This is a genomic window from Paractinoplanes hotanensis, assembly GCF_023717965.1.
In the GTDB taxonomy this organism is placed as follows: domain Bacteria; phylum Actinomycetota; class Actinomycetes; order Mycobacteriales; family Micromonosporaceae; genus Actinoplanes; species Actinoplanes polyasparticus.
This window is the reverse complement of sequence record NZ_JAMQOL010000077.1, coordinates 30,692-51,892: the sequence shown is the minus strand read 5'-3', so window position 1 is coordinate 51,892 and position 21,201 is coordinate 30,692. Positions and strand designations below refer to the sequence as shown.

Here is a 21,201-nt window from a genome sequence, read left to right as displayed (position 1 = left end):
CACGCAGAGCAAACCGGTGCGGCGGGCGATCTCGTCCTGTTAGGATTAGAACATGCGTTCGAACACTGAGCCTGTTGTCACCCCGGGGCCTGCCTCGGTGTCTCTGGTGGTGCGGCCGATGCGCGCCGGGCCGCGCAACGCGATCGACCGTCTCCGTTCCCGTGATCGCCTGGAATCCATCGCCCGCCTGCGCTCCGCCGTGCTGGCGATGGACCAGCTCGACGTGGCCGACTGGGACGACGGCGCCCTCACCGACCATCTAGACGAGCTCTCAGCCACCCTCTGCGCCATCGACGCCCAGGTGACGCGCGTCGCCGAGGCCGTCCGGGCGCGCGGTTTCCGCATCGCCGAGCCGCGCGCCGCCTGACCTCTCAGATCCGTCGCGCGCCCGTGACGGGCCGAAAAGTGTCAGGGGGTGCTGCCAGGATGTGGGAGTGCGATTCGTAGACCTGGCGGCGACCTCGGCGGCCGTCGCGGCGACCCCGGGGCGCAAGGCGAAGGTCGAGCTGCTTGCCGGCGCCCTACGCGCGCTCGACCCCGGCGAGATCGCCGCCGGCTCGGCCTATCTGGCGGGTGAGCTGCGGCAGCGACAGACCGGGGTGGGCTATGCGAGCCTGCGCGACCGGCCGGCGCCCGCCGAGGCCCCCAGCCTCACCGTGGGTGCGGTCGATGCGCTGGTCGCCGAGATCTCAGTGGTCGCCGGGGCCGGGTCGCAGGCTCGGCGGCGCGATCTGGTGGCGGCGCTCTTCGGCGCGGCCACGGCCGACGAGCAGCGACTGCTGGTCGGCTTGTTCAGCGGCGAGCTGCGACAGGGTGCCCAGGCCGGGCTGCTCGCCGACGCGATCGCCAAGGCGGCCGAGGTGCCGCTGACCGCGGTGCGCCGGGCCCTGTTGCTCTCGGGCGACCTGAAGCAGGTCGCGGTGGCGGCGCTCGCGGGCGGGGCCGTCGCGTTGGCCGAGATCAGTCTGCGGGTGGGCACGCCGCTGACGCCGATGCTGGCCCAGAGCGCGCCCGACGTGGGGGCCGCGCTGCTGGCCACCGGCACCCCGGCCACGGTCGACGTGAAGCTCGACGGCATCCGCATCCAGGTGCACCGCTCCGGCGACGAGGTGGCGGTCTTCACCCGCAGCCTCGACGACATCACCGCCCGCATGCCCGAGGTGGTCGAGGCCGTCCGCAAGCTGCCGCTGCGCGAGGTCGTGCTCGACGGCGAGGCGATGACGCTCGACGCGGCCGGCCGCCCGCGCCCGTTCCAAGAGACGTCCAGCCGGGCCGCCACGCGCGGCGCCGCCGCTTCCCGTAAGACTGCCGTCGCCCGCGGCGCAGCGCAGGGCGGGGCGCCTCCGCTCGCTCTGGTGCCGTTCTTCTTCGACGTCCTCCACCTCGAGGGCGCCGACCTGCTCGACGAGCCGGGCCGGGTCCGGTGGGCGGCGCTGGCCGATGCCCTGCCGGCCGAGCTCCTTGTCGGTCGCACCGCCGTGACCAGTGAGGAAGAGGCGGCCGCAGCCTTCGCCGCCGCGCTCGCCGCCGGGCAGGAGGGCGTCGTCATCAAGGCGTCCGAGGCCCCCTACGACGTGGGCCGACGCGGCTCGGCCTGGGTCAAGGTCAAACCCCGGCACACGCTCGACCTCGTCGTTCTCGCCGTCGAGTGGGGCCACGGCCGGCGCAAGGGCTGGCTGTCCAACCTGCACCTGGGCGCCCGCGACCCGGAATCGGGCGGCTTCGTGATGCTCGGCAAGACCTTCAAGGGCCTCACCGACGAGCTGCTGCGCTGGCAGACCGAACGCTTCCAGCAGCTGGCCACCGCCGACGACGGCTGGGTCGTGCGGGTGCGCCCCGAACAGGTCGTCGAGATCGCCTTCGACGGCGTGCAGGCGTCCCCGCGCTACCCCGGCGGCGTGGCCCTGCGCTTCGCCCGGGTGCTCCGCTACCGGGACGACAAGCCCGCGGCCGAGGCCGACACGATCGACATGGTCCGCAGCATCGGCAGCTTCCCCCGGCCGGATCAGCCCTGACAGCGGCCGCCACGAGACCATCGCACCGGCGCAACACCGGTATCGGCGACGATCCCGGTCTCCTCTGCCATCTCGCGCGAGGCGGGCTTGGCCGGTCGACGGGCTGAGCAGCGGGCTCGAGGCCTCCGCCGACTTCGCCCCACTGGCCGCCAGGGCCGGTTGCCGCCCGGTGCGGAGGCCGAGTCGACGATCACCGTGGTCCGCGCCGACGCGCCGAGTCGACGATCACCGTGGTCCGCGCCGACGCGCCGGGCCGGCGACGACCTGAGCGCAAGAACGGGCAGCGGCGTCCGGTCCAAGGGCACCTCCGGCCAAAGGGCACGTCCTGCCCCTATGGCTCGGTGCGCCGGTCAGTCCTGGGCCGACCGGCCCTGGCCCGCGGTGTCCCGGGCACGGTCAGCATCGGAGACGCGATCACCCTGCGTAGCAGTGGCGGCGGCCCGCTTGCGGTCGGCTTCTTCTACGCGGTCGCCTCCGCTGCGGCGTCGGTCGGCTTCCTCCACGCGGTCGGCGGTGGCGGCCCGCCTGCGGTCGGCGTCGTCGATGCGGTCGCCGGATTCGGGACGCGGGCGGGCGGGGGAGCGTTCCCGGGCGGGTTGGTCGCCGCCGTGGGCCTCTTTGCGGGCGTAGTAGACGTAGGCGGCGAGTGCCATGAGCGCGAACAGCCACCACTGCACGGCGTAGCCGCCGTTCTGCCAGGCGTCCTCGTGGTCGATCGGGATGCTGGTGAAGGCGGCGTCGGCGGCGGGCACCTGCTCGGTCAGGAGGACGTAGGCGCCGTACACCGGGTAGGGCATTTCGGGCGCTAGGCGGGGCAGGGAGATCCGGCGGGTGTCGAGACGGCCGTCGCGGCGTTCCACCGCTACGGGTCGGCTTTCCGACAGGTGGATCTGGCCGACTACCGTCACCGGGCCGGTCGGCGCGGGTGGCGCCACGGGCGCGGCGAGCGCGCCGCCAGGCGGCGCCGGCACCCAGCCGCGGTCGACCAGCACTGCCGTGCCGTCGGCCAGCACGAGCGGTGTGACGATCTCGAAGCCGACGTCGCCGTTGACCGTGCGGCCGCGCGCCTGGATCTCGTGCGACGGGTCGTATTGACCGGAAACAGTCACCTTCGTCCAGGCCAAATTCTTGCCCGGAGAGGTTCCGGCCGTGCCCGGCGCGGTCGGCCGGGTGAGCACCGAGGTGAGCGGAACGGCAGCCACCGAATCAGCGGCATCGATCCGGTCGTTTGTCGCGCTGCGCTCCTCATACCGTCGCAGCTGCCAGTTGCCGAGCATCACCATGACCAAGGCGGCGGCCACCGCGAGCGCGGCCGCGGCCAGCCAGCGCGGGCTCAGCAGGAAGCGGTACACGCAACGAGGCTACCCGTCGCGCGGTCGCCGCCTGCCGGAGCCAGGTACTGTCCCTGTCCGGCAACGCAAACACCGGGCCGGCAACGGCGACAGACAGGGTGTCGGCGGCAGGACGCCAGGGCCGGGGATGATACGAAGTCGGTTCGGGATCACACCCGGCCGGCGATTGGCACCGGATCGACGCGGGAAACTTCGGCGCGGCACCGGTGCGAGACCAATCAGGAAACGTCTTGGCTGGTTGAAGCGCGAGCCGGCGGGGAAGCATCCCGGCCGGTGACTGGCACGAGGCCGGCGGGGTCACCCCGGGCCGGCAGCAGAAAGGCCCGGGAAGACACGATGAGCGCCCAGCCCCGCCTGGTCGTGAGCGCCCCCGCCTCGGGGCACGGCAAAACCGCGATCGCGGTCGGCCTGCTGGCGGCGTGCGCGGCCCGGGGTATCCCGGTGGCCGGGTTCAAGGTCGGCCCGGACCACACCGACGCCGCGTACCTCGGTCTGGCCGCCGGACGACCCGGCCGCAACCTCGACCCCCGGCTGGTCGGCGCGCAGCGCATCGCGCCGCTCTTCCAGCACGGGGCGTCCGGCAGCCAGCTGTCGGTGATCGAGGGCGCGATGGGCCTGTTCGACTCGCTGACCGGTCAGCCCGAGATCGACGGCACCGCCGCCGTGGCCGCCGTGCTGCGGGCTCCGGTCGTGCTGGTCGTCGATGTCGCCTCGATGGGGCATTCGCTGGCCGCGCTCGTGCACGGCTTCCGGATGTTCGACGAGATGGTGCACCTGGGCGGGGTCATCCTCAACCGGGTCGCGTCGTCGCGCCACGAGCAGATGCTGCGGACGGCGCTCGACGACATCGGCATGCCGGTGCTCGGGGCGCTGCGTCGCGGCGACCTGCCCAACGTGCTGCCCGCCCGGTCGCACGGCCCGGTGCCGGTCGCGCACCGCACGGTCGAGGCTGTCCGCGCGGTGCGCCGGCTCGGCGAGGCGGTGGCGGGCGGTCTCGACCTGGACCGGATCGTGGCGCTGGCCGGTTCCGCGCCCGCCCTGCCGGGGCCGCTGTGGACTCCGGCCGAGGCGGCCGGGGCCGAGGTCTTCGAGCAGCGTCCGGTGGTGGCGCTGGCCGGTGGGCCGGGCGCGCCCTACACGTACGTCGAGACGGCCGAACTGCTGACCGCGGCCGGCGCCGACGTGGCCGTGGTCGACCCGCTGCGGGACGAGGGCCTGCCCGCCGGCACCCGGGCGCTCGTGGTCGGTGCCGGACTGCCCGAGGGGTACGCCGAGGAACTCTCGGCCAATCGCCGGTTGTGTTCCTCGGTGGCCCAGTTCGCCGCCGACGGCTGGCCGGTGATCGCCGAGGGGGTGGCCCTGCCCTGGCTGGGCCGCGACCTGGACGGCCGCCCGATGTGCGGCGTGCTCGACGCCACCTCAGTGACCGGTGAGCAGACCGTCGCCGGCTATCGCGAGGCCACCGCGCCGGCCACCTCACCGCTGGCCCCGACCGGAGCCCGCATCACCGGCTACAAGCAGCACCGGGCCATCGTCACGCCGCGTGCCGGCGCCGTGCCCGCCTGGACCTGGTCGGGCGGCAACCCGGAGGGCTTCGTCTGGCGCCAGGTGCACGCTTCGCAGCTCGGCCTGCACTGGGCAGCCGCGCCCGAGATCGCCAAGCGGGTCGTCGCGGCTGCCGTGGCCGGCCCGGCGCAGCTGCTGCCGCCGATCCCGCTACGACCCGTGCCGCCGATGTCGCCGCAGGCCCCGGTCCAGCACCAGCCGGCTCAGCATCCGCCGGCCCAGTACAGGCCGGCTCCGGTCGCGCCGAATCTGAACGACACGGTGGACATCACCACGGCCTGACCAGTTCGTCAATCCGGAAAACGACGCTCCGCAAGATCGAAATGTCGGAATGCCTGACTCCGGGAAGCATCCGTGAAAACGCCCTTCGACGAGCGGGAAAGTGTCGCACCCCACCCGTAACGTGGGGTTAACAGGCATGACGCGAAGGGGGATGGCCGTGGCCGATCGTGTTCCTCTGGATTTCGACCCACCGGTGCGGGTGCTGCGGGCTCTGCTGCTCGGCGTCGACAACGGTGAGCTGGCCAATCCCACGCCGTGCCCCGGGTGGACCGTCGCCACCCTGCTCGACCATCTGATGGGCCTGTCCGTGGCCTTCACCCAGGGCGCCCACAAGCGGGTCGACGATTCCGCGCCCGAGCCCTCCGCCCACCATCTGACCCGCCACTGGCGCAGCCGCCTGCCTGTCCTGCTCGAAGATCTCGCCACCTCGTGGAAAGATCCGGCCGCCTGGACGGGCACGTCCCAGGCCGGCGGGGTCACCATGCCCGCCGCCGCGCTGGGTCACGTCGCGATGACCGAGGTGATCATGCACGGGTGGGACCTGGCCCGAGCCACCGGTCAGGAATACTTCGCCGACCCGCGCACGCTCGAGATCCTCGTCGAGTTCCTGGCGCAGGGGCCCGCCGAGGGCACGCCGGGTCTGTTCGGCCCGGTCGTGCCACTGGACGACGAGGCCGGCCTGCTCGACCAAGCGCTCGCTCTGGCCGGCCGCGACAGCCAATGGCGCCCACCGCGCCGCCGGCCGGCCGTGGCGGCCTAATCCTCGTCGCGGTCCCGATCGCGGTCCCGATCGCGGTCCCGATCGCGGTCCCGGTCGTCGTCGCGATCACGGTCGCGATCGCGGCTGCTCCAGCGGTCGACGAGGTCGTCCGAGGGCGGGGTGAACTTCGCCTTCGGACGACCCTTCAGCGCGTCCTTCAGAGTCTCGGCGACGGTGAACTTCGAGGTGGTCGACCGGTTCGAACCCACGTTCATCTCCGGGTTGTCCGGGTCGGCGACGAAGGCGGCCGCCGCCAGCTGGGGAGTGAAGCCGCAGAACCACGCCGTCTTGTTGGCGTCGGTCGTGCCGCTCTTGCCCGCGACCGGCCGCTTCAGCTTCCCGTAGACCATCTCGGAGGTGCCCCACCCGCCGCAGCCGCCGCGCGCCGCGCCGTAGCCGGTCACGCACCGGGCCGCGTCCGTGGCCGCCCGGGCCACGTCGGCGCTGACCGCGCGGTGACAGCGCGGCGTCGCCACCGGCTTGCCCTTGTAGACCGCGTCCGTACCGTCCCGGGTCCTGATCGCCTCGACCGGCAGCGGCTGGCAGTAGGTGCCCTCGGCCGCCACGGTGGCGAAGACGTTGGCCATCTCGACCGGGGTCACGTCGCTGACCCCGAGGGTGAAGGCGCCCCACTCGCTCGCGTGCTCGGGGGAGGCCAGCCTGCGGTCGACCTCGGTGCGCCACCGCAGGCCGAGCCGCTCCGCCATCTTGACGGCCTTCTCGGCGCCGACCTTCTGCTCGAGCTGGACGAAGTAGGTGTTCACCGACTTGCCGAAGCCGCTCCACATGGTCTGCCGGCCGGTCATCGAGGGTGTCGAGTTCTTGGGGCACCAGTGCACGCCGCACGTCGCCGGCCCGGGCGCGGTGATGTATTTCGAATAGAACCGGGGCGGGCTGTAGAACGAGGTGCTCAGCGGCATCCCCTCGTCCAGCGCGGCCAGCATGGTGAAGATCTTGAAGGTCGAGCCGGCCTGGTACCCGGCCATGTCGCCGCCGCCGAGCAACGGGTTCACGGTGTTCGGATAGTTGCCCTTGACGCCCTTGAACCGGCTGTGTTTGGGGTTGCCCTTCTGGTCGAGCGAGTAGCGCCGGTTGACCGCCAGGCTCAGCACCCGCCCGGTGCCGGGTTCGATGATCACCTGACCGTGCGCTATCCGGCTGCGCCGCTTCTCCTTGTCGAGGATGTGCTTCATGGCCGAGGCCTGGATCTTCGGGTCGAGCGACGTGATCACCCGGTAGCCGCCGCGCCGCAGATTCGCCTCGCGCTCCTGCGGGGTGGGCCCGAAGGCGGGTTGCTCCTTCCACCACGACCGTAGGTAGTCGCAGAAGAAGCCCCAGTTGTTGTGCTTGTTGGCGATGCCGATGCAGTCGTTGGGCGGCGAGCTGAGCTTGAGCCGGATCTTCTCGCGCTTGGCCTCGGTCGCCTGCGACAGGGTGATCGCCTTGATCTTGAGCATCTGGTCGATCACGTAGTTGCGGCGGTCGGTGGCGGCCTTGCGGTCGTTGGTGGCCGGGTCGTAGGCCGAGGGCGCCTTGACCAGACCGGCGAGCAGGGCGGCCTCGGTCAGGTTGAGTTCCCGCGGCGTCTTCGAGAAGAAGACCTGAGCGGCGGCGAAGATGCCGTACGCCCGGTGGCCGTAGTACGCGGTGTTCAGATAGCGCTCGAGGATCTGCTGCTTGGACAGGCGCTTCTCGAGCTCGATGGCCAGCCGCATCTCGCGAAGTTTGCGCTGCGTGGTCTGCTCGGTAGCCTCCAGCGCCTCCTTCGGCGTCTGCGCGCTGTCCCGCAGCGCCATCCGCACGTACTGCATGGTCAGCGTGGACGCGCCCTGGGAGACCCCGCCCGCCTGCTGGTTGGCCACGAACGCGCGGGCCACGCCCTTGGCGTCGACGCCGTTGTGCTCGTAGAAGCGGGAGTCCTCGGACGCCACGATCGCCTGGGTGACGTACGGGGACATGTCCTCGATCTTGATTGGCCGGCGGTGCTCCTCGTAGAACATCGTCAGCAGCGTCTTGCCGTCGTTGGCGTACACGTACGTGGTCTGGGCGCTCGGCACCTCGATCAACTCTTCCGGCATGGCCTGAAGAGCTTCGGTGCCGGCCTTGACGCCGAGTCCGGCGACGGCGGCCAGGGGGTAGGCGAGACCGGCGATCACGAGACCCGCGATCAGGCCGGTACGGACGAGGGGTGCGACTTTTCCGGCTGCCACCATATGAAGGTAGGACAAAAAGTCTCATGACCGTACGGATCAGCCGAAAGTGAGACGCCGACCGGGTCGGGCATTCTGATGCCATGACGATCGACCTCGGCCACCACGGCGACGCGGAGGTGGGCGCCGGCCTCGTCGATCTGGCGGTCAACGTGCGCCGCGAGCCCATGCCGGCCTGGTTGTCCGCGCCGCTGCGAGCGTCGTTGGACGATCTCGTGGCCTACCCCGACGCTGCCGGGGCCACCGCGGCCGTGGCCGCGCGGCACGGCCGGGATCCGGCCGAGGTCCTGCTGACGGCCGGCGCCGCCCAGGCGTTCGTGGTGCTGGCCCAGGCGCTGCGGGGAGCCCGCCGCCCGGTGGTCGTGCACCCGCAGTTCACCGAGCCCGAGGCAGCGCTGCGCAACGCCGGTCACCCGGTCGAGCGTGTGCTGCTGCGGGCGGAAGACGGCTTCCGGCTCGACCCCACGCTCGTACCGGCTGACTCGGACCTGGTCTTCGTCGGCAACCCCACCAACCCGACCTCGGTGCTCCACCCGGCGAGCGACATCGCGGCGCTGGCCCGGCCCGGCCGCGTGCTCGTCGTCGACGAGGCGTTCTCCGACACGACGTACCGCGCGGGGGTTCCGGGCGAGCCCGAATCGCTGGCCGGCCGGCGCGATCTTCCCGGTCTGGTCGTGCTGCGCAGCCTGACCAAGACCTGGGGTCTGGCCGGCCTGCGCATCGGCTACCTGCTGGGCCCGGCCGATCTGCTGCCGCGGCTGGCCGCCGCGCAACCGCTCTGGGCAGTCTCGACGCCCGCGCTCGCCGCGGCCACTGCCTGCGCCGGCCCGGTCGCCGTGGCCGCGGAACGCGAGATCGCGGCCCGGCTGGCCGCGGAGCGCGATCATCTGGTGCGACGGCTGCGGCACGTGCCGAACCTCACGGTCGCCGGCGATCCGGCCGCCGCGTTCGTGGCCGTACGCTTTCCCGGCGCCGACAAGACCCGCGTTGAGCTGCGTGAACGGGGTTATGCCGTCCGCCGTGGCGACACCTTTCCCGGCCTGGGCCCCGATTGGCTGCGCATCGCGGTGCGCGACACTGCCACTACCGACGCATTTGTCGACGTCTTGACCGCCGTACTCGAGGAGCGCCCGTGACCGCCGACCTGGAGGCGACGATCGCCGCCGTCCGGCCCGCCGACGAGGTGGCCATGGCCGCCGCCCGCGACCTCCAGGCGCGGCTGACCAAGCCGGCCGGCTCGCTGGGCGCGCTCGAGGAGCTCTCGGTGCGGCTGGCCGGCCTGGCCGAGGTCTGCCCGCCCCCGCTGCCCACCCCGGCCACCGTCGCCGTCTTCGCCGGGGACCACGGCGTGCACGCCCAGGGCGTCACCCCGTGGCCGCAAGAGGTCACGGCCCAGATGGTCGCGAACTTCGTGGCCGGGGGCGCGGTTGTCAACACGTTCGCGCGGCAGGCCGGCGCCGACGTCATGGTGGTCGATGTCGGCGTGGCCATCCCGCTGCACGGCGGGGCCACCCTGCTCGACGCTAACGTCCGCCGGGGCACCCGCGATCTCTCGGTGGGCCCGGCGCTGACCCGTGACGAGGCCCGGGCCGCGGTCGAGGTCGGCGTCGGCGTCGCCGCCGCGCTCGTCGAGTCCGGCGCGAAGTGCCTGCTCACCGGCGACATGGGGATCGCCAACACGACCCCCGCGGCCGCCCTGATCGCCGCCTTCACCGGCGCCGGCCCGGCCGCCGCCACCGGCCGCGGCGCCGGCATCGACGACGCGACGCTCGAGCGCAAGGTGGAGGTCGTCGGGCGGGCGCTGGCCCTGCACCGGCCCGACCCGGCCGACCCGCTCGGCGTGCTGGCCGCCGTCGGTGGCCTCGAGCACGCGGCGCTGACGGGCTTCATCCTGGGCGCGGCCGCGCACCGGGTGCCCGTGATCATCGACGGCGTGATCGCCACGTCGGCCGCCCTGGCCGCGGCCGCGTTCGCGCCCGACGCTGTGGCCGCGATGGTCGCCGGTCACCGCTCGGCCGAACCCGGCGCCACCGTCGCGCTGGCCCACCTCGGCCTCGAGCCCCTGCTCGATCTGGGTATGCGTCTGGGCGAGGGCAGCGGCGCCGCGCTCGCGCTGCCGGTCGTCACGGCCGCCGTGCGGGTGCTGCACGAGGTCGCCACGTTCGACTCGGCGGGAGTGTCGGAGAAGTGAGCAACGTCTATCCCCTCGGTCTCAAGCTGGCCGGCCGCCGGGTGCTCGTGGTCGGCGGCGGCGCGGTGGCCACGCGCCGGGTGCCGGCCCTGCTGGCCGCGGGGGCCGTGGTCGAGATCGTGTCGCCCGAGCTGACCCCGGCCCTGCGCGGCCAGGTCGACGCGGGCCGGGCCGCCTGGAGCGCCCGCCGGTTCGAGCCGGCCGACGTCGACGGCGCCTGGCTGGTGCACGTCGCCATCGACGACCCGGCCGCCGCCGAGCAGGTCAGCGCGGCCGCCGAGCAGCGGCGGGTGTTCTGCGTCCGGGCCGACGACCGCGCGGCGGCGACGGCCTGGACGCCGGCCGTCACCCGGCACGGCCAGGTCACCGTCGCGGTCACCGACGGCGGCGACCGGCGGCGCGCGATGGCCGTACGCGACCTGGTCGCGCACGCCCTCGAGAGCAGCCCGCCCGCCGCCGGAGAACACAAGGGCGTGGCCCTGGTCGGCGCCGGTCCCGGCGACCCGGAGCTGATCACCGTGAAGGGCCGCCGGCTGCTGGCCGCGGCCGACGTGGTGGTGGCCGACCGGCTCGTGCCCGGCCTGCTGCTGGGCGACCTGCGGCCCGAGGTCGAGTTCGTCGACGCGGCCAAGATCCCGTACGGGCCGGCCGCGGCCCAGGAAGAGATCAACCGCATTCTCGTCGAGCGCGCCCTCGAGGGAAAGTTCGTGGTGCGGCTCAAGGGCGGCGACCCGTTCGTCTTCGGCCGCGGCGGCGAAGAGGCGATCGCGTGCGCCGAGGCCGGCGTCCCCGTGCTCGTCGTGCCCGGCGTGACCAGTTCGATCGCCGCGCCCGCGCTGGCCGGCATCCCGGTCACCCACCGCGGCGTCGCGCACGAGTTCACCGTCGTGAGCGGGCACATCCCGCCCGGCCACCCCGACTCACTGGTCAACTGGCCGGCCCTGGCCCAGCTTCGCGGCACCTTGGTCGTACTCATGGGCCTGAAGAACCTGGGCAGGATCGCCGCCCAGCTCCTGGCCGATGGGAAGTCCCCCGAGACCCCTGCCGCCGTGGTGCAGGAAGGCTCGACCAGCCACCAGCGTTTGCTTCGCAGCACCCTCGGCGCGGTCGCCGGCGCGGTCGCCGAGGCCGGCATCCGCCCGCCGGCCGTCGTGGTGATCGGAGACGTGGTCGACGCAGCGGTATAGAAGCATCACTGTCTGGGTAGGTCGTTCGGCATGGACGGACGGCCGCAGATCACACTGACCGCGACGGTGTTGGACGCGCCCGATGCCCGCGAGCTGGCCGGCTTCTATCGGCGGCTCCTCGGGTGGAGCGCGACCCAGGAGGAGGACGACTGGGTGGTGCTCGGCGCTCCCGGCGGCGGCGCCGGGCTCTCCTTCCAGACCGAGAAGCAGTACGCGCGGCCGGTGTGGCCCGCCCAGCCCGGGCAGCCGCAGATGAGCATGCACCTGGACATCCGGGTCGAGGATCTGGAAGCGGCGTGCGAACACGCCACGCAGGCCGGTGCCACGCTCGCCGACTTCCAGCCACAGGAGACCGTCCGGGTCTTCCTCGACCCGGCCGGTCACCCGTTCTGCCTCTACGTGGACTGAGCCTCCGCCGACTCCGGGGCGCGGCCCTCGGCTGCCACCTCGAGCGCCTCGAGGAACGTCTGCGCCCACTGAGCCACGTCGTGCGTACGCAGGTGCCGCTGCATCACCCGCATCCGCCGCTTCAGCTCGGCCGGCTCGGCCGCGACGGCCCGCATCAGCGCGTCCTTCACGCCGTCGGGGTCGTGCGGGTTGCACAGGAACGACTGGCGCATCTCGGTCGCCGCCCCCGCGAACTCGCTGAGCACCAGCGCACCGCCGGTGTCGGCCCGGCAGGCGACGTATTCCTTGGCCACCAGGTTCATGCCGTCGCGGAGCGGGGTCACCATCATGACGTCGGCCGCGACGTACAACGCGGCCAGTTCCTGCTTGCTGTACGACTGGTGCAGGTAGTGCACCGCGGGCACGCCGACCCGGCCGAACTCGCCGTTGATCCGCCCGACCTCGCGCTCGACCTTGACCCGCAGCGACTGGTAGTGCTCGACGCGTTCCCGGCTGGGCGTGGCCACCTGCACCATCACCGCGTCGCCGACCTTGAGCTTTCCGTCGGCGAGCAGCTCACGGAAGGCCTTGAGGCGCAGCTCGATGCCCTTGGTGTAGTCGAGCCGGTCGACGCCCAGGATGATCGTCTTGGGATCGCCCAGCTCGGCCCGGATCTCTTTGGCCCGCGCCTGCACCTTGGGGTCGGCCGCGAGGCGTTCCATCTCCCTGGTGTCGATGCTGATCGGGAAGGCGCCCGCCTTGACCTTGCGCCCGTCGACCTGGATCGACTGGCCCTCGTAGCGCAGCCCGAGCAGGTGCCGGGCCAGGCGTACGAAGTTCTGGGCGGCCAGCCGCTGCTGGAAGCCCACCAGGTCGGCGCCGAGCAGCCCGCGCAGCACCTCGGCCCGGAACGGCATCTGCATGAACAGCTCGATCGGCGGGAACGGGATGTGCAGGAAGAACCCGATCTTGAGGTCGGGGCGCAGCTCACGCAGCATGGCCGGCACCAGTTGAAGCTGGTAGTCCTGCACCCAGACGGTGGCGCCGTCGGCCGCGACCTCGGCCGCGGCCTGGGCGAAGCGCTGGTTGACCGAGCGGTAGGCCTCACGCCAGCGACGCTTGTACACGGGCGTCTCGACGGCGTCGTGGTAGAGCGGCCAGATCGTCGCGTTGGACTGGCCCTCGTAGTAGCGCTCCAGCTCGTCGGCGCTGAGCGGCACCGGATGGATGTGGATGCCCTCGAGGTCGAACGGCTCGGGCGCCTCGCCGGTCCCGCCGGCCCACCCGATCCACGTGCCGCCGTGCTCGGTCAGCACCGGGTGAAGGGCGGTGACCAGGCCGCCCGGACTGGTACGCCACTGGCGTTCCCCGTCCGGGGTGGTGACTTCATCGACGGGCAAGCGGTTGGCGACTACGACGAAGGAACTTCGTTCGGCCACGCTGAGTGCACCTCCGGGTCGTTTCTGTTCCCACTGTGAGCCTACTGTGCGTAGCAGCACGGGGCGTGCCCAGTCTGCGCCGCCGCCCGTGGACTGAGCTGGCGGCCGGGTGCCATCCTGGGCGCGTGACACCGTCCGCTGATCTTTCCCCGCCCCGGCGGCCGATCTTCTTCCCTGTGGTCATTGCCACGGTTTTCTTGACGATCATGGCTATGACGGGGGGCTTCGTCCTGGGTGAGCGCCAGCGAGACGAGCAGCGCGTCAACAGCAACGGGCCGCTGGAGAGCGGGGCGGCGGCGCAGCCGTCGACGTCGGGCTTCGAGCCGCCGGGACCGTTCTGCCTCCAAGCCGCGCGCGACATGGCGGAGGATCAGGGCTACACCACGGAACTGTGGCAGGTGCTCAAGGTCTACGCCGATCGGACCAACAGCACCTGGTGGATCTGCACCGACGCGCAGGGCGGCCTCTATTACCAGAGCTGGACGAACGTCAGCAATCCACTTGTCCAGGGCAAGAACGCTCTCTTCCTGCCCGGCGTGAAGAGGATCGGGAAGGACAGCTACCAGGTGCAGGCGCCGGACGGCAACATCTTCGCGATCTCGTCGACAAGGTTCACGTTGACCTATCGGAGCGGGGCCGAGCCGCAGCGCGACGACGTTCGCCCCATCGACTGACAGGGGAATCCGCGAGCGTGCACCGGGGTTGTTAACAGAGGCCGACAGGGCACCTGGAAAGATTGCCCCTGCATTCTGCAACTCCCGGCGCTGATCCAGCGCCGATCCGGCACGAAATCATCGATCACGGAGGTAGGGCGCACCGTGGCCCAGTTCATTTACGTCCTGGAGAAGGCGCGCAAGGCGCACGGCGACAAGGTCGTGCTCGACAACGTGACCCTGAACTTCCTGCCGGGCGTCAAGATCGGCGTCGTCGGCCCCAACGGCGCCGGTAAGTCGACGCTGCTCAAGGTCATGGCGGGAATCGAGACGCTGAGCAACGGCGAGGCCCGCCTGATGCCCGGCTACACCGTCGGCATGCTGGCCCAGGAGCCCCCGCTCAACGAGTCCAAGACCGTCCTCGGCAACATCGAGGAAGCGGTGGCCGAGACCAAGGCCAAGCTCGACCGGTTCAACAAGATCGCCGAAGAGATGGCGACCGACTACACCGACGAGCTCATGGAAGAGATGGGCAAGCTGCAGGAGCAGCTCGACAACGTCAACGCCTGGGACCTCGACGCCCAGCTCGAGCTGGCGATGGACGCGCTGCGCTGCCCGCCGCCGGACGCCGACGTCACTCTGCTCTCCGGTGGTGAGCGCCGCCGGGTCGCGCTGTGCAAGCTGCTGCTCGAGGCGCCCGACCTGCTGCTGCTCGACGAGCCCACCAACCACCTCGACGCCGAGAGCGTGAGCTGGCTCGAACAGCACCTGGCCAAGTACGCCGGCACTGTCATCGCCATCACCCACGACCGGTACTTCCTGGACAACGTGGCCAACTGGATCCTCGAGCTCGACCGCGGGCGCACCTACCCGTACGAGGGCAACTACTCGACCTACCTCGACAAGAAGGCCCAGCGCCTGGCCGTCGAGGGTCGCAAGGACGCCAAGCTCAAGCGGCGCCTCACCGAGGAGCTCGAGTGGGTGCGGTCGAACGCCAAGGCCCGCCAGACCAAGAGCAAGGCCCGCCTCGACCGGTACGACGAGATGGCGACTGAGGCCGAGAAGACCCGCAAGCTGGACTTCGAGGAGATCCAGATCCCGCCGGGCCCGCGTCTGGGCAGCACGGTTATCGAGACGAAAGACCTGACCAAGGGCTTCGACGGCCGTACGCTCATCGACCACCTGTCGTTCTCGTTGCCGCGCAACGGCATCGTCGGCATCATCGGTCCCAACGGCGTCGGCAAGACCACCCTGTTCAAGACCATCGTCGGGCTCGAGCAGCCGGACGAGGGCACGGTCCGGGTCGGTGAGACCGTCAAGCTGTCGTACGTGGACCAGAGCCGTGAAGGCCTGCAGGGGCCCCAGACGGTGTGGGAGGTCGTCTCCGACGGTCTCGACCACCTCATGGTCGGCAAGGTCGAGATGCCGTCCCGGGCGTACGTCGCGGCCTTCGGGTTCAAGGGTCCCGACCAGCAGAAGCCGGTCAAGGTGCTCTCCGGTGGCGAGCGCAACCGGCTCAACCTCGCGCTGACGCTGAAGATCGGCGGCAACGTGATCCTGCTCGACGAGCCGACCAACGACCTCGACGTCGAAACCCTGGGCAGCCTCGAGAACGCGCTCCTCGAGTTCCCGGGCTGCGCCGTGGTCATCTCCCACGACCGGATGTTCCTCGACCGGGTTGCCACCCACATGCTCGCGTGGGAGGGCACCGACGAGGACCCCGACAAGTGGTTCTGGTTCGAGGGCAACTTCGAGGCGTACGAGAAGAACAAGGTCGAACGTCTCGGCGCCGAGGCCGCCCGCCCGCACCGCGTCACCTACCGCAAGCTGACGCGTGACTGATTCTGCCCCACGGCGGAAAACCCCAGAAAAAGGGCCTGTGAAGAAGTTCATTCACAACGTGCCCGTGCGCTGGTCCGACATGGACGCGTACGGGCACGTCAACAACGCGCGCTTCCTCACTCTGTACGAGGAGGCGCGCGTTGCCATGTTCTTCGTCGGCGCGCGCGAGCACGGGCTGGGCTCGTTCGAGGAGGGCATCGTCATCGCCCGCCACGAGGTCGACTACCTGCGCCCGGTCGACTATGGAGACCCGGTGCGCATCGAGATGTGGATCTGCGAGCAGCGCGCGGCCTCGTTCACCGTCGCCTATGAACTGTTCGACGACGACGTGCCGGCCAGCCGGGCCAGGTCGGTCTGCGTTCCGTACAACCTGGCCAACGGCCACCCGCGCCGGCTCAGCGAGGCCGAGCGCGAGTTCCTGCGGCCCTACCTCGAGTCATGAGCGCGCACGGGCTGCTCGGGGTCCCCGACGCCGGCGCCTTCCTGGCCCGGCTGACCCGGCTTGACCCCGCGGCCCCGGTGCGGTTGCGCAACACCGGTGGGCGGGTCGCCCTCTGGGGCAAGCTGCCGTGGGAAGTGCTGGTCACGCGTGAGGTGGCCGGGCACGGTCCGGGCGACGCCACGGTCGCCGCCGGTCAGCTGCTCGACGTGCTGGCCCGCGGCGGCGACGAGTTGCCCACGCTGCGGGATGCCGACTGGCGCTGGCCGCTGCCCCCGCCGGGCGGTGAGACGGTCGAGGCGGTCTCCGGCGCCGAGCTGAGCCGGTTGGCCGCGGCCGCCGCCGGCACCCTGCGCGAGGTCTCGGCGGGCGGGCTGGCGGGCCGGTCGGTGGGTCAGCGGGCCGTCCGGGACGCTCTGCTCGACCACGTGGCGCTCGTCGTCACCTCACCCACCGGGCGCTCGGTGGAGGTCTCCCAGCGACTCGTTCAGGCGATTTCCCGGATGGGTTTCCTCGGTCCGGGGGAGACTGAGGCTCCGGATACGCGGGTGCGCGTGGCGGGGAACTGGGTGGGCCTTTCGGCACCATATGGAGTGGCGTGGCTACAGGCGGTCAAGAAATTGACCGTAATGCCTATAGGTGGTCACCCGAAAGGGTGATGCATGGTCGTACGAGCGGTCCCGCCCTCCCGTTGGGGGGATGACCTCCGCGACCGGTACGGGTACCGTCGGCCCTCGGATCCACTCGCTACGTCCGGCGGTGGGTTCGCTGGGGAGTGAGGTGCACAAAGATGCCGTGGTGGTCATGGCGTCCGGGCTCGGCGGCAAGTAACGCGCCGGAGGCCGAGGATGATTCGGCGGCGCGCGGCGCTCTGCGTGTCGGTGTTCCCGCGCAGCGTGAGCCGAGCCGGCTGCCGGTCCCGGTGGAAGGCGCCAAAACCGACGAGCCCGAGGTCGTCGCTCCGGTGACGCTCACGCGCATCGGCAAGGCGCTCGATCTGCTCGACATCCGGTTCCTGGCCGACGGGGGCGGAAGCCTGCTGGCGATGTGGGAACGACACGCGGTGCTGTTCACGCTGGAGGGCCCCGACGACGAAATTCTCGTCATGCGCGCCCGCCCGCACTCAACGGTCCCACCCGACTGGGCCGACCGCGCCTACCGCGTGGTCAACGAGTGGAACCACACCCGCCGCTTCTGCAAGGCCTACGTAGGCGACCCCACAGAACGCGGCCAACTACCCATATACGCAGAACTACAGGTCCCCCTAGCCGCAGGCACACACGACGCCCTGCTAACAGAACTCCTGGACTGCGGAGCAGCAGTAGCCACAAGCTTCGTAGATTGGCTGCACGACGAAGGCGCTCTGTTATAAGGCTCCGCTTCGCTCCGCGGCGATTTGCCCCGAGAGGTCGATGAGATGGCGCACGGTTTTCCGCCGCCGCAAACCCCGCGGCGTCGAAAAACCGCACACCATCTCATCGACGGGCAAATCGCGGGTAGCTCCCGTCAGTGCCAGCACCCTGAAAAATAGGCTGTCAGAGCGGGAACATGCCGATCCGGCCGTGGTACTCCTTGCCGAGCTGGTCGGTGTCGGAGCCGACGAGCAGGCCCTGCGGGGTGGCGACGAAGACCCGGACGCCCACGCCCCGCTTGCGGGTCGGGTTCCAGGAGAGGGCGCGCCCCGTGCTCGGGCTGACCGCCCCGATGCCCACCCGCGAGACAGCGCCCGGCCCCGGCCCCTTGGCGTCGGTGCCGTGCGGGTTGTCGAAGTATCGCTGGTGCCCGCCGAGGTACACAGCCGAGCCGGTCACCGCGACCGCGTAGAGCGAGTCACCGCCGGTGCGCTGCACCCACGTCGGGTTGCGCCGCCCGGTGCCGCCGGTCTCGAAGCGGGCCGCCGAGTCGCAGAGCCGGTCGGGCGAGGACGCGCGGCCGGTGGCGGCGACGACGATGTAGGAGCCGTCGGGCGAGAATTTGACCTGCCGCAGGTACGTGTCGAAGCCCTTCATGCACTGCGGCTTGTAGGCGTCGGTGTACCAGCTGGTCAGCTGAGCCGACGGGCCGGCCACGTCGAACATCGCGATCTGCGTACGGTCGTAGCCGCTCGCCCGCAGCAGGGCGCCCACCGCGACCAGCTTGCGGCCGTCGGGCGAGATGTCGAAGTGCTCGACCCGGGTGCGGCTGAGACCGGGGGCGGTCAGCCGGGCGTCGAAGCCGGTGTCCACCGCCCCCGTGGCCGAGCTGAGACGGGCCAGCCCGGCCCGGTTGACGCCGTTGATGTTCTGGAACGTCCCGGCCGCGTACAGCCGGGAACCGCGCGCCTGGACGGCTCGCACGTCGCCCCACCCGATCCGGGCGGTGAAGGCGCTGACCCGCTGGCCGCCGAGCGTCAGCTTGGTGATGCCGCGCTGCGCGGCGCCGTTCACGGTCTTGAAGGCGCCACCGGCGTACACCGTGCCGTCGGCGCCGGGCGCGAGGGCGTAGACAGCGCCGTCGACCTGCGGGGCGAAGGTGCGGATGGCCCCGTCGCGCAGGCCGTACGCGAAGAGGTTCTTGCGGGCGAGGGTGGTCCGCCGGGCGGCGTCGGTGACCTTGGTGAACGCGCCGCCGACGACGACGGTGTCACCGACCACGGCCATCGACCAGACGGTCCCGTCCAGCACGTGCGGCGTGAAGTCGACGGGGTTGGGGGACACCACGGTGGAGTGGGCCATGTCAGCCGCGGCGGGGTGCGCGCACGCCACGACGGCGGCGGCGACGGTGGCGGCGGCGAGCAGGCGGCGGCGCATGGCGGAGCTCCTGGTCGTTATACCCGAATTAACAGGTGATCGGCGGGTTGGTCACCCACTCAACGACCTAGCCACGCCGCCGGAAACGATCAGCCCGGCTCGCTCAGGCGTTGACCATGAAGTACGCGGCGCGTTCCAGGTAGTCCCACAGCTGGTCGTGCAGGGGCTGGGGAAGCTCGAGGGAATCGACGGCGGCGCGCATGTGGGTCAGCCAGGCGTCGCGGGCGGCGGCGTCCACGACGAAGGGCGCGTGCCGCATGCGCAGGCGGGGGTGTCCGCGTGTCGACGAGTAGGTGTTGGGGCCGCCCCAGTACTGCATGAGGAACAGCGTCATTCGCTCGGCGGCGGGCGCGAGATCGCCCTCGGGGTACATCGGCCGCAGCAGCGGATCGTCGGCGATGCCCTCGTAGAAGCGGTCGACGAGGCGCCGGAACGTGGGTTCGCCGCCGACGGCGTCGAAGAAGGTCGGTGCGGTCACCTGTCCATCCTGCCAGGTGTAAGGAGCGGCGACCGCCGCGGTCACTGTCGCTCGGGTGTGACGCTGGTCGTCGCCACCGCCGGCCGGGGCGGCGCGGGTGGCGCGACGGGAGCGACCGGAGCCGGCGGTGGCGGTGGGGGCTGGCTCTCGGCGGCCGCGTCGGTGGCGGCGGCGAAGGCGGCTGAGCTGGGCCACCGGTACGCCAGGAGCGCCAGCGCGATCGTGCCGCCCACGCTCCACAGGCCGACCACCGCCGGCAGCCGGAAGTGGTCGGCGAGCAGGCCGGTGACCATCACGGCGCCGAACTGGCTGAACTGCAGGCCGGTCTGCATCACGCCGTACGCGCGGGCGCGGTAGCCGTGCGGCAGGATCAGCACGAACTTGCCGTTGAGGGTGGGCACCACGCCGCCCTGGGCGGCGCCGGACAGGGCCACCATGAGGGCGACGATCGGCGCCGGCGGCGCGGCGAGCGCCGGCACCAGCGCGAGCGCCGACAGCACGGCGAGCGGCCGCACCAGCCGGTCGCGCAGGGCGGGCCCGGCGAACCGGGTGATCAGCAGGCCGCCGATCACGAAGCCGATCGGCCCGGCCGCCATGATCAGGCCCTGGTTGAGGCCGCGGGCAGCCGGATCGGTGTCGCCCTCGGCGGCCCAGGCGGCGGCCAGTCCTTCGGGCACGATGGCGAACATGGTGAGAACGAAGACCATGATCGCGATGGACCGCAGCGTGGTCGAGCCGAACACCAGGCGGTAACCCTCGGCCGACTCGCGCAGCAGGTGGCGGCGCTCGGCGCGGTTGTGCGCGGCCGGCCGGGGCCGCACCCAGATCGCGATCAGCAGGGCCGAGACGGCAAAGGTGATCACGTCGATGATCAGGGCCACCTGCGGGTTGATCGCGGTGGCCAGGGCGGCGCCGGCCAGGTAGCCGAAGACCTGAGCGGCCTGCACGCTGGTGGCGTTGGTGGCGACCGCGATGGGCAGCATCTCGCGCCCCACCACCAGCGGCTGCAACGCCGAGCGGGCGGCCTGGGTGGGTGGGGTGCCGAGGGCGGCCAGGAAGACGATCAGCAGCATGGCCGGGATCGGCAGGTGCGGGATCAGCAGCAGCGTGATGAGCACCATGCGATAGATGTCGGCGGCGATCAGCACCCGCTGGTAGGGGTAGCGCTCGACCAGAGCCGAGAGCAGGGTGCCACCGATGACCCAGGGCAGGAACGTCACCGCGAAGGCTGCCGCCGACAGCAGCACCGACTGGCTCTGCTCGTAGACCAGGACGGTGATGGCGGCCCGGGCCAGATAGTCGCCGACCCAGTTGGTGACCAGGGAGAGGTAGAGCGCCCGGTATTCGCGAATGGCAAAGAGATCACGGAACGTGATCGGCCGCTCGCTCTCCGTAGGCGCGTCGGCACTGGCTGCCGTTCGCGCATCCGGGTCTTCGGACACCAGGCCCTCCATCGATCTCGGCATTCCGCCTGGTCAGACGGTCACCGGGGCACGCCCGCGCGGGGCCGGCGCCCGACGGGAACGTGATGCCGCATGTGCGAATGCTCAAGCGGATTCTGCCCGATCGTCCGAGCCGATGCTAGGGCGTACGGGCGGATTGTCGGCCATT

Annotated in this window: 18 protein-coding genes and 1 pseudogene; 13 read left to right on the top strand and 6 right to left on the bottom strand. The window is 71.5% G+C overall.

Annotation, left to right across the window (positions count from 1 at the left end; translation table 11 throughout):
• The first annotated feature begins 52 nt into the window (after positions 1 to 52).
• Together LXN57_RS43735 and LXN57_RS43730 are read left to right on the top strand one after the other, a co-directional pair.
• Positions 53 to 367, top strand: a complete 315-nt coding sequence (locus LXN57_RS43735; RefSeq protein ID WP_251804212.1) for a hypothetical protein — start codon at positions 53 to 55, stop codon at positions 365 to 367.
• 67 nt (positions 368 to 434) lie between these two features.
• Positions 435 to 2,015 carry an ATP-dependent DNA ligase gene (locus tag LXN57_RS43730; RefSeq protein WP_251804211.1) on the top strand — a complete coding sequence of 527 codons (1,581 nt, stop codon included), beginning with the start codon at positions 435 to 437 and terminating at the stop codon, positions 2,013 to 2,015.
• Between the two features lie 569 nt (positions 2,016 to 2,584).
• Here LXN57_RS43730 and LXN57_RS43725 read toward each other — a convergent pair.
• Positions 2,585 to 3,367 (bottom strand): annotated as a pseudogene (locus tag LXN57_RS43725) (SURF1 family cytochrome oxidase biogenesis protein); the annotation flags it as partial.
• A 336-nt stretch (positions 3,368 to 3,703) separates the two neighbouring features.
• Between LXN57_RS43725 and LXN57_RS43720 the strand changes: the two are divergent.
• Together LXN57_RS43720 and LXN57_RS43715 are read left to right on the top strand one after the other, a co-directional pair.
• Positions 3,704 to 5,215: a cobyrinic acid a,c-diamide synthase CobB gene (locus tag LXN57_RS43720; protein ID WP_251804209.1), complete on the top strand. Its 1,512-nt coding sequence runs from the start codon at positions 3,704 to 3,706 to the stop codon at positions 5,213 to 5,215.
• Positions 5,216 to 5,351: 136 nt separating this feature from the next.
• Positions 5,352 to 5,975 carry a TIGR03086 family metal-binding protein gene (locus tag LXN57_RS43715; protein WP_251804208.1) on the top strand — a complete coding sequence of 208 codons (624 nt, stop codon included), beginning with the start codon at positions 5,352 to 5,354 and terminating at the stop codon, positions 5,973 to 5,975.
• Here the strand turns inward: LXN57_RS43715 and LXN57_RS43710 are convergent.
• The gene (locus LXN57_RS43710) at positions 5,972 to 8,203 is read right to left on the bottom strand and encodes a transglycosylase domain-containing protein (protein ID WP_251804207.1); all 2,232 of its coding nucleotides are present in this window, start codon (positions 8,201 to 8,203) and stop codon (positions 5,972 to 5,974) included. The genes LXN57_RS43715 and LXN57_RS43710 overlap by 4 nt on opposite strands.
• Before the next feature lie 65 nt (positions 8,204 to 8,268).
• Between LXN57_RS43710 and cobC the strand changes: the two genes are divergently transcribed.
• The 4 genes from cobC to LXN57_RS43690 are packed head-to-tail and all read left to right on the top strand — an operon-like array spanning position 8,269 to position 11,971.
• Complete coding sequence (gene cobC / locus LXN57_RS43705) at positions 8,269 to 9,321, top strand: Rv2231c family histidinol phosphate aminotransferase CobC (protein ID WP_251804206.1); 1,053 nt, start codon at positions 8,269 to 8,271, stop codon at positions 9,319 to 9,321.
• Positions 9,318 to 10,376: a nicotinate-nucleotide--dimethylbenzimidazole phosphoribosyltransferase gene (gene cobT, locus LXN57_RS43700; RefSeq protein WP_285904748.1), complete on the top strand. Its 1,059-nt coding sequence runs from the start codon at positions 9,318 to 9,320 to the stop codon at positions 10,374 to 10,376. The genes cobC and cobT overlap by 4 nt, the downstream gene beginning before the upstream one ends.
• Positions 10,373 to 11,563: a uroporphyrinogen-III C-methyltransferase gene (cobA, locus tag LXN57_RS43695; protein WP_251804205.1), complete on the top strand. Its 1,191-nt coding sequence runs from the start codon at positions 10,373 to 10,375 to the stop codon at positions 11,561 to 11,563. Before cobT ends, cobA begins: the two co-directional genes overlap by 4 nt.
• 30 nt (positions 11,564 to 11,593) lie before the next feature.
• Positions 11,594 to 11,971: a VOC family protein gene (locus LXN57_RS43690; RefSeq protein ID WP_251804204.1), complete on the top strand. Its 378-nt coding sequence runs from the start codon at positions 11,594 to 11,596 to the stop codon at positions 11,969 to 11,971.
• Here the strand turns inward: LXN57_RS43690 and LXN57_RS43685 are convergent.
• Positions 11,959 to 13,389: an alpha,alpha-trehalose-phosphate synthase (UDP-forming) gene (locus LXN57_RS43685; protein WP_251804203.1), complete on the bottom strand. Its 1,431-nt coding sequence runs from the start codon at positions 13,387 to 13,389 to the stop codon at positions 11,959 to 11,961. The two genes, LXN57_RS43690 and LXN57_RS43685, sit on opposite strands and share 13 nt — an antisense overlap.
• A gap of 125 nt (positions 13,390 to 13,514) precedes the next feature.
• Here LXN57_RS43685 and LXN57_RS43680 point away from each other — a divergent pair, with 125 nt between their 5' ends.
• From LXN57_RS43680 to LXN57_RS43660, 5 genes are all read left to right on the top strand, one after another.
• Positions 13,515 to 14,063, top strand: a complete 549-nt coding sequence (locus LXN57_RS43680; RefSeq protein ID WP_251804202.1) for a hypothetical protein — start codon at positions 13,515 to 13,517, stop codon at positions 14,061 to 14,063.
• A 144-nt stretch (positions 14,064 to 14,207) separates the two neighbouring features.
• Positions 14,208 to 15,884, top strand: coding sequence for an energy-dependent translational throttle protein EttA (gene ettA / locus LXN57_RS43675; protein WP_251804201.1), 1,677 nt, complete (start codon positions 14,208 to 14,210; stop codon positions 15,882 to 15,884).
• 37 nt (positions 15,885 to 15,921) lie between these two features.
• Positions 15,922 to 16,326 (top strand): acyl-CoA thioesterase, encoded by a 405-nt coding sequence (locus LXN57_RS43670; RefSeq protein ID WP_251804200.1) that lies wholly within the window; start codon positions 15,922 to 15,924, stop codon positions 16,324 to 16,326.
• Positions 16,323 to 16,982: a DUF8185 domain-containing protein gene (locus LXN57_RS43665; protein WP_251804199.1), complete on the top strand. Its 660-nt coding sequence runs from the start codon at positions 16,323 to 16,325 to the stop codon at positions 16,980 to 16,982. Before LXN57_RS43670 ends, LXN57_RS43665 begins: the two co-directional genes overlap by 4 nt.
• Before the next feature lie 131 nt (positions 16,983 to 17,113).
• Entirely contained in the window at positions 17,114 to 17,695 is a 582-nt protein-coding gene (locus LXN57_RS43660; protein ID WP_251804198.1) for a type III secretion system chaperone family protein, read from the top strand.
• Positions 17,696 to 17,858: 163 nt separating this feature from the next.
• Here the strand turns inward: LXN57_RS43660 and LXN57_RS43655 are convergent, their stop codons facing one another.
• From LXN57_RS43655 to LXN57_RS43645, 3 genes are all read right to left on the bottom strand, one after another.
• The gene (locus LXN57_RS43655; protein WP_251804197.1) at positions 17,859 to 19,112 is read right to left on the bottom strand and encodes a delta-60 repeat domain-containing protein; all 1,254 of its coding nucleotides are present in this window, start codon (positions 19,110 to 19,112) and stop codon (positions 17,859 to 17,861) included.
• 103 nt (positions 19,113 to 19,215) lie between these two features.
• Positions 19,216 to 19,590, bottom strand: coding sequence for a globin (locus tag LXN57_RS43650; RefSeq protein ID WP_251804196.1), 375 nt, complete (start codon positions 19,588 to 19,590; stop codon positions 19,216 to 19,218).
• A 41-nt stretch (positions 19,591 to 19,631) separates the two neighbouring features.
• Positions 19,632 to 21,032, bottom strand: a complete 1,401-nt coding sequence (locus LXN57_RS43645; RefSeq protein WP_251804195.1) for an MFS transporter — start codon at positions 21,030 to 21,032, stop codon at positions 19,632 to 19,634.
• Positions 21,033 to 21,201 lie beyond the last annotated feature (169 nt).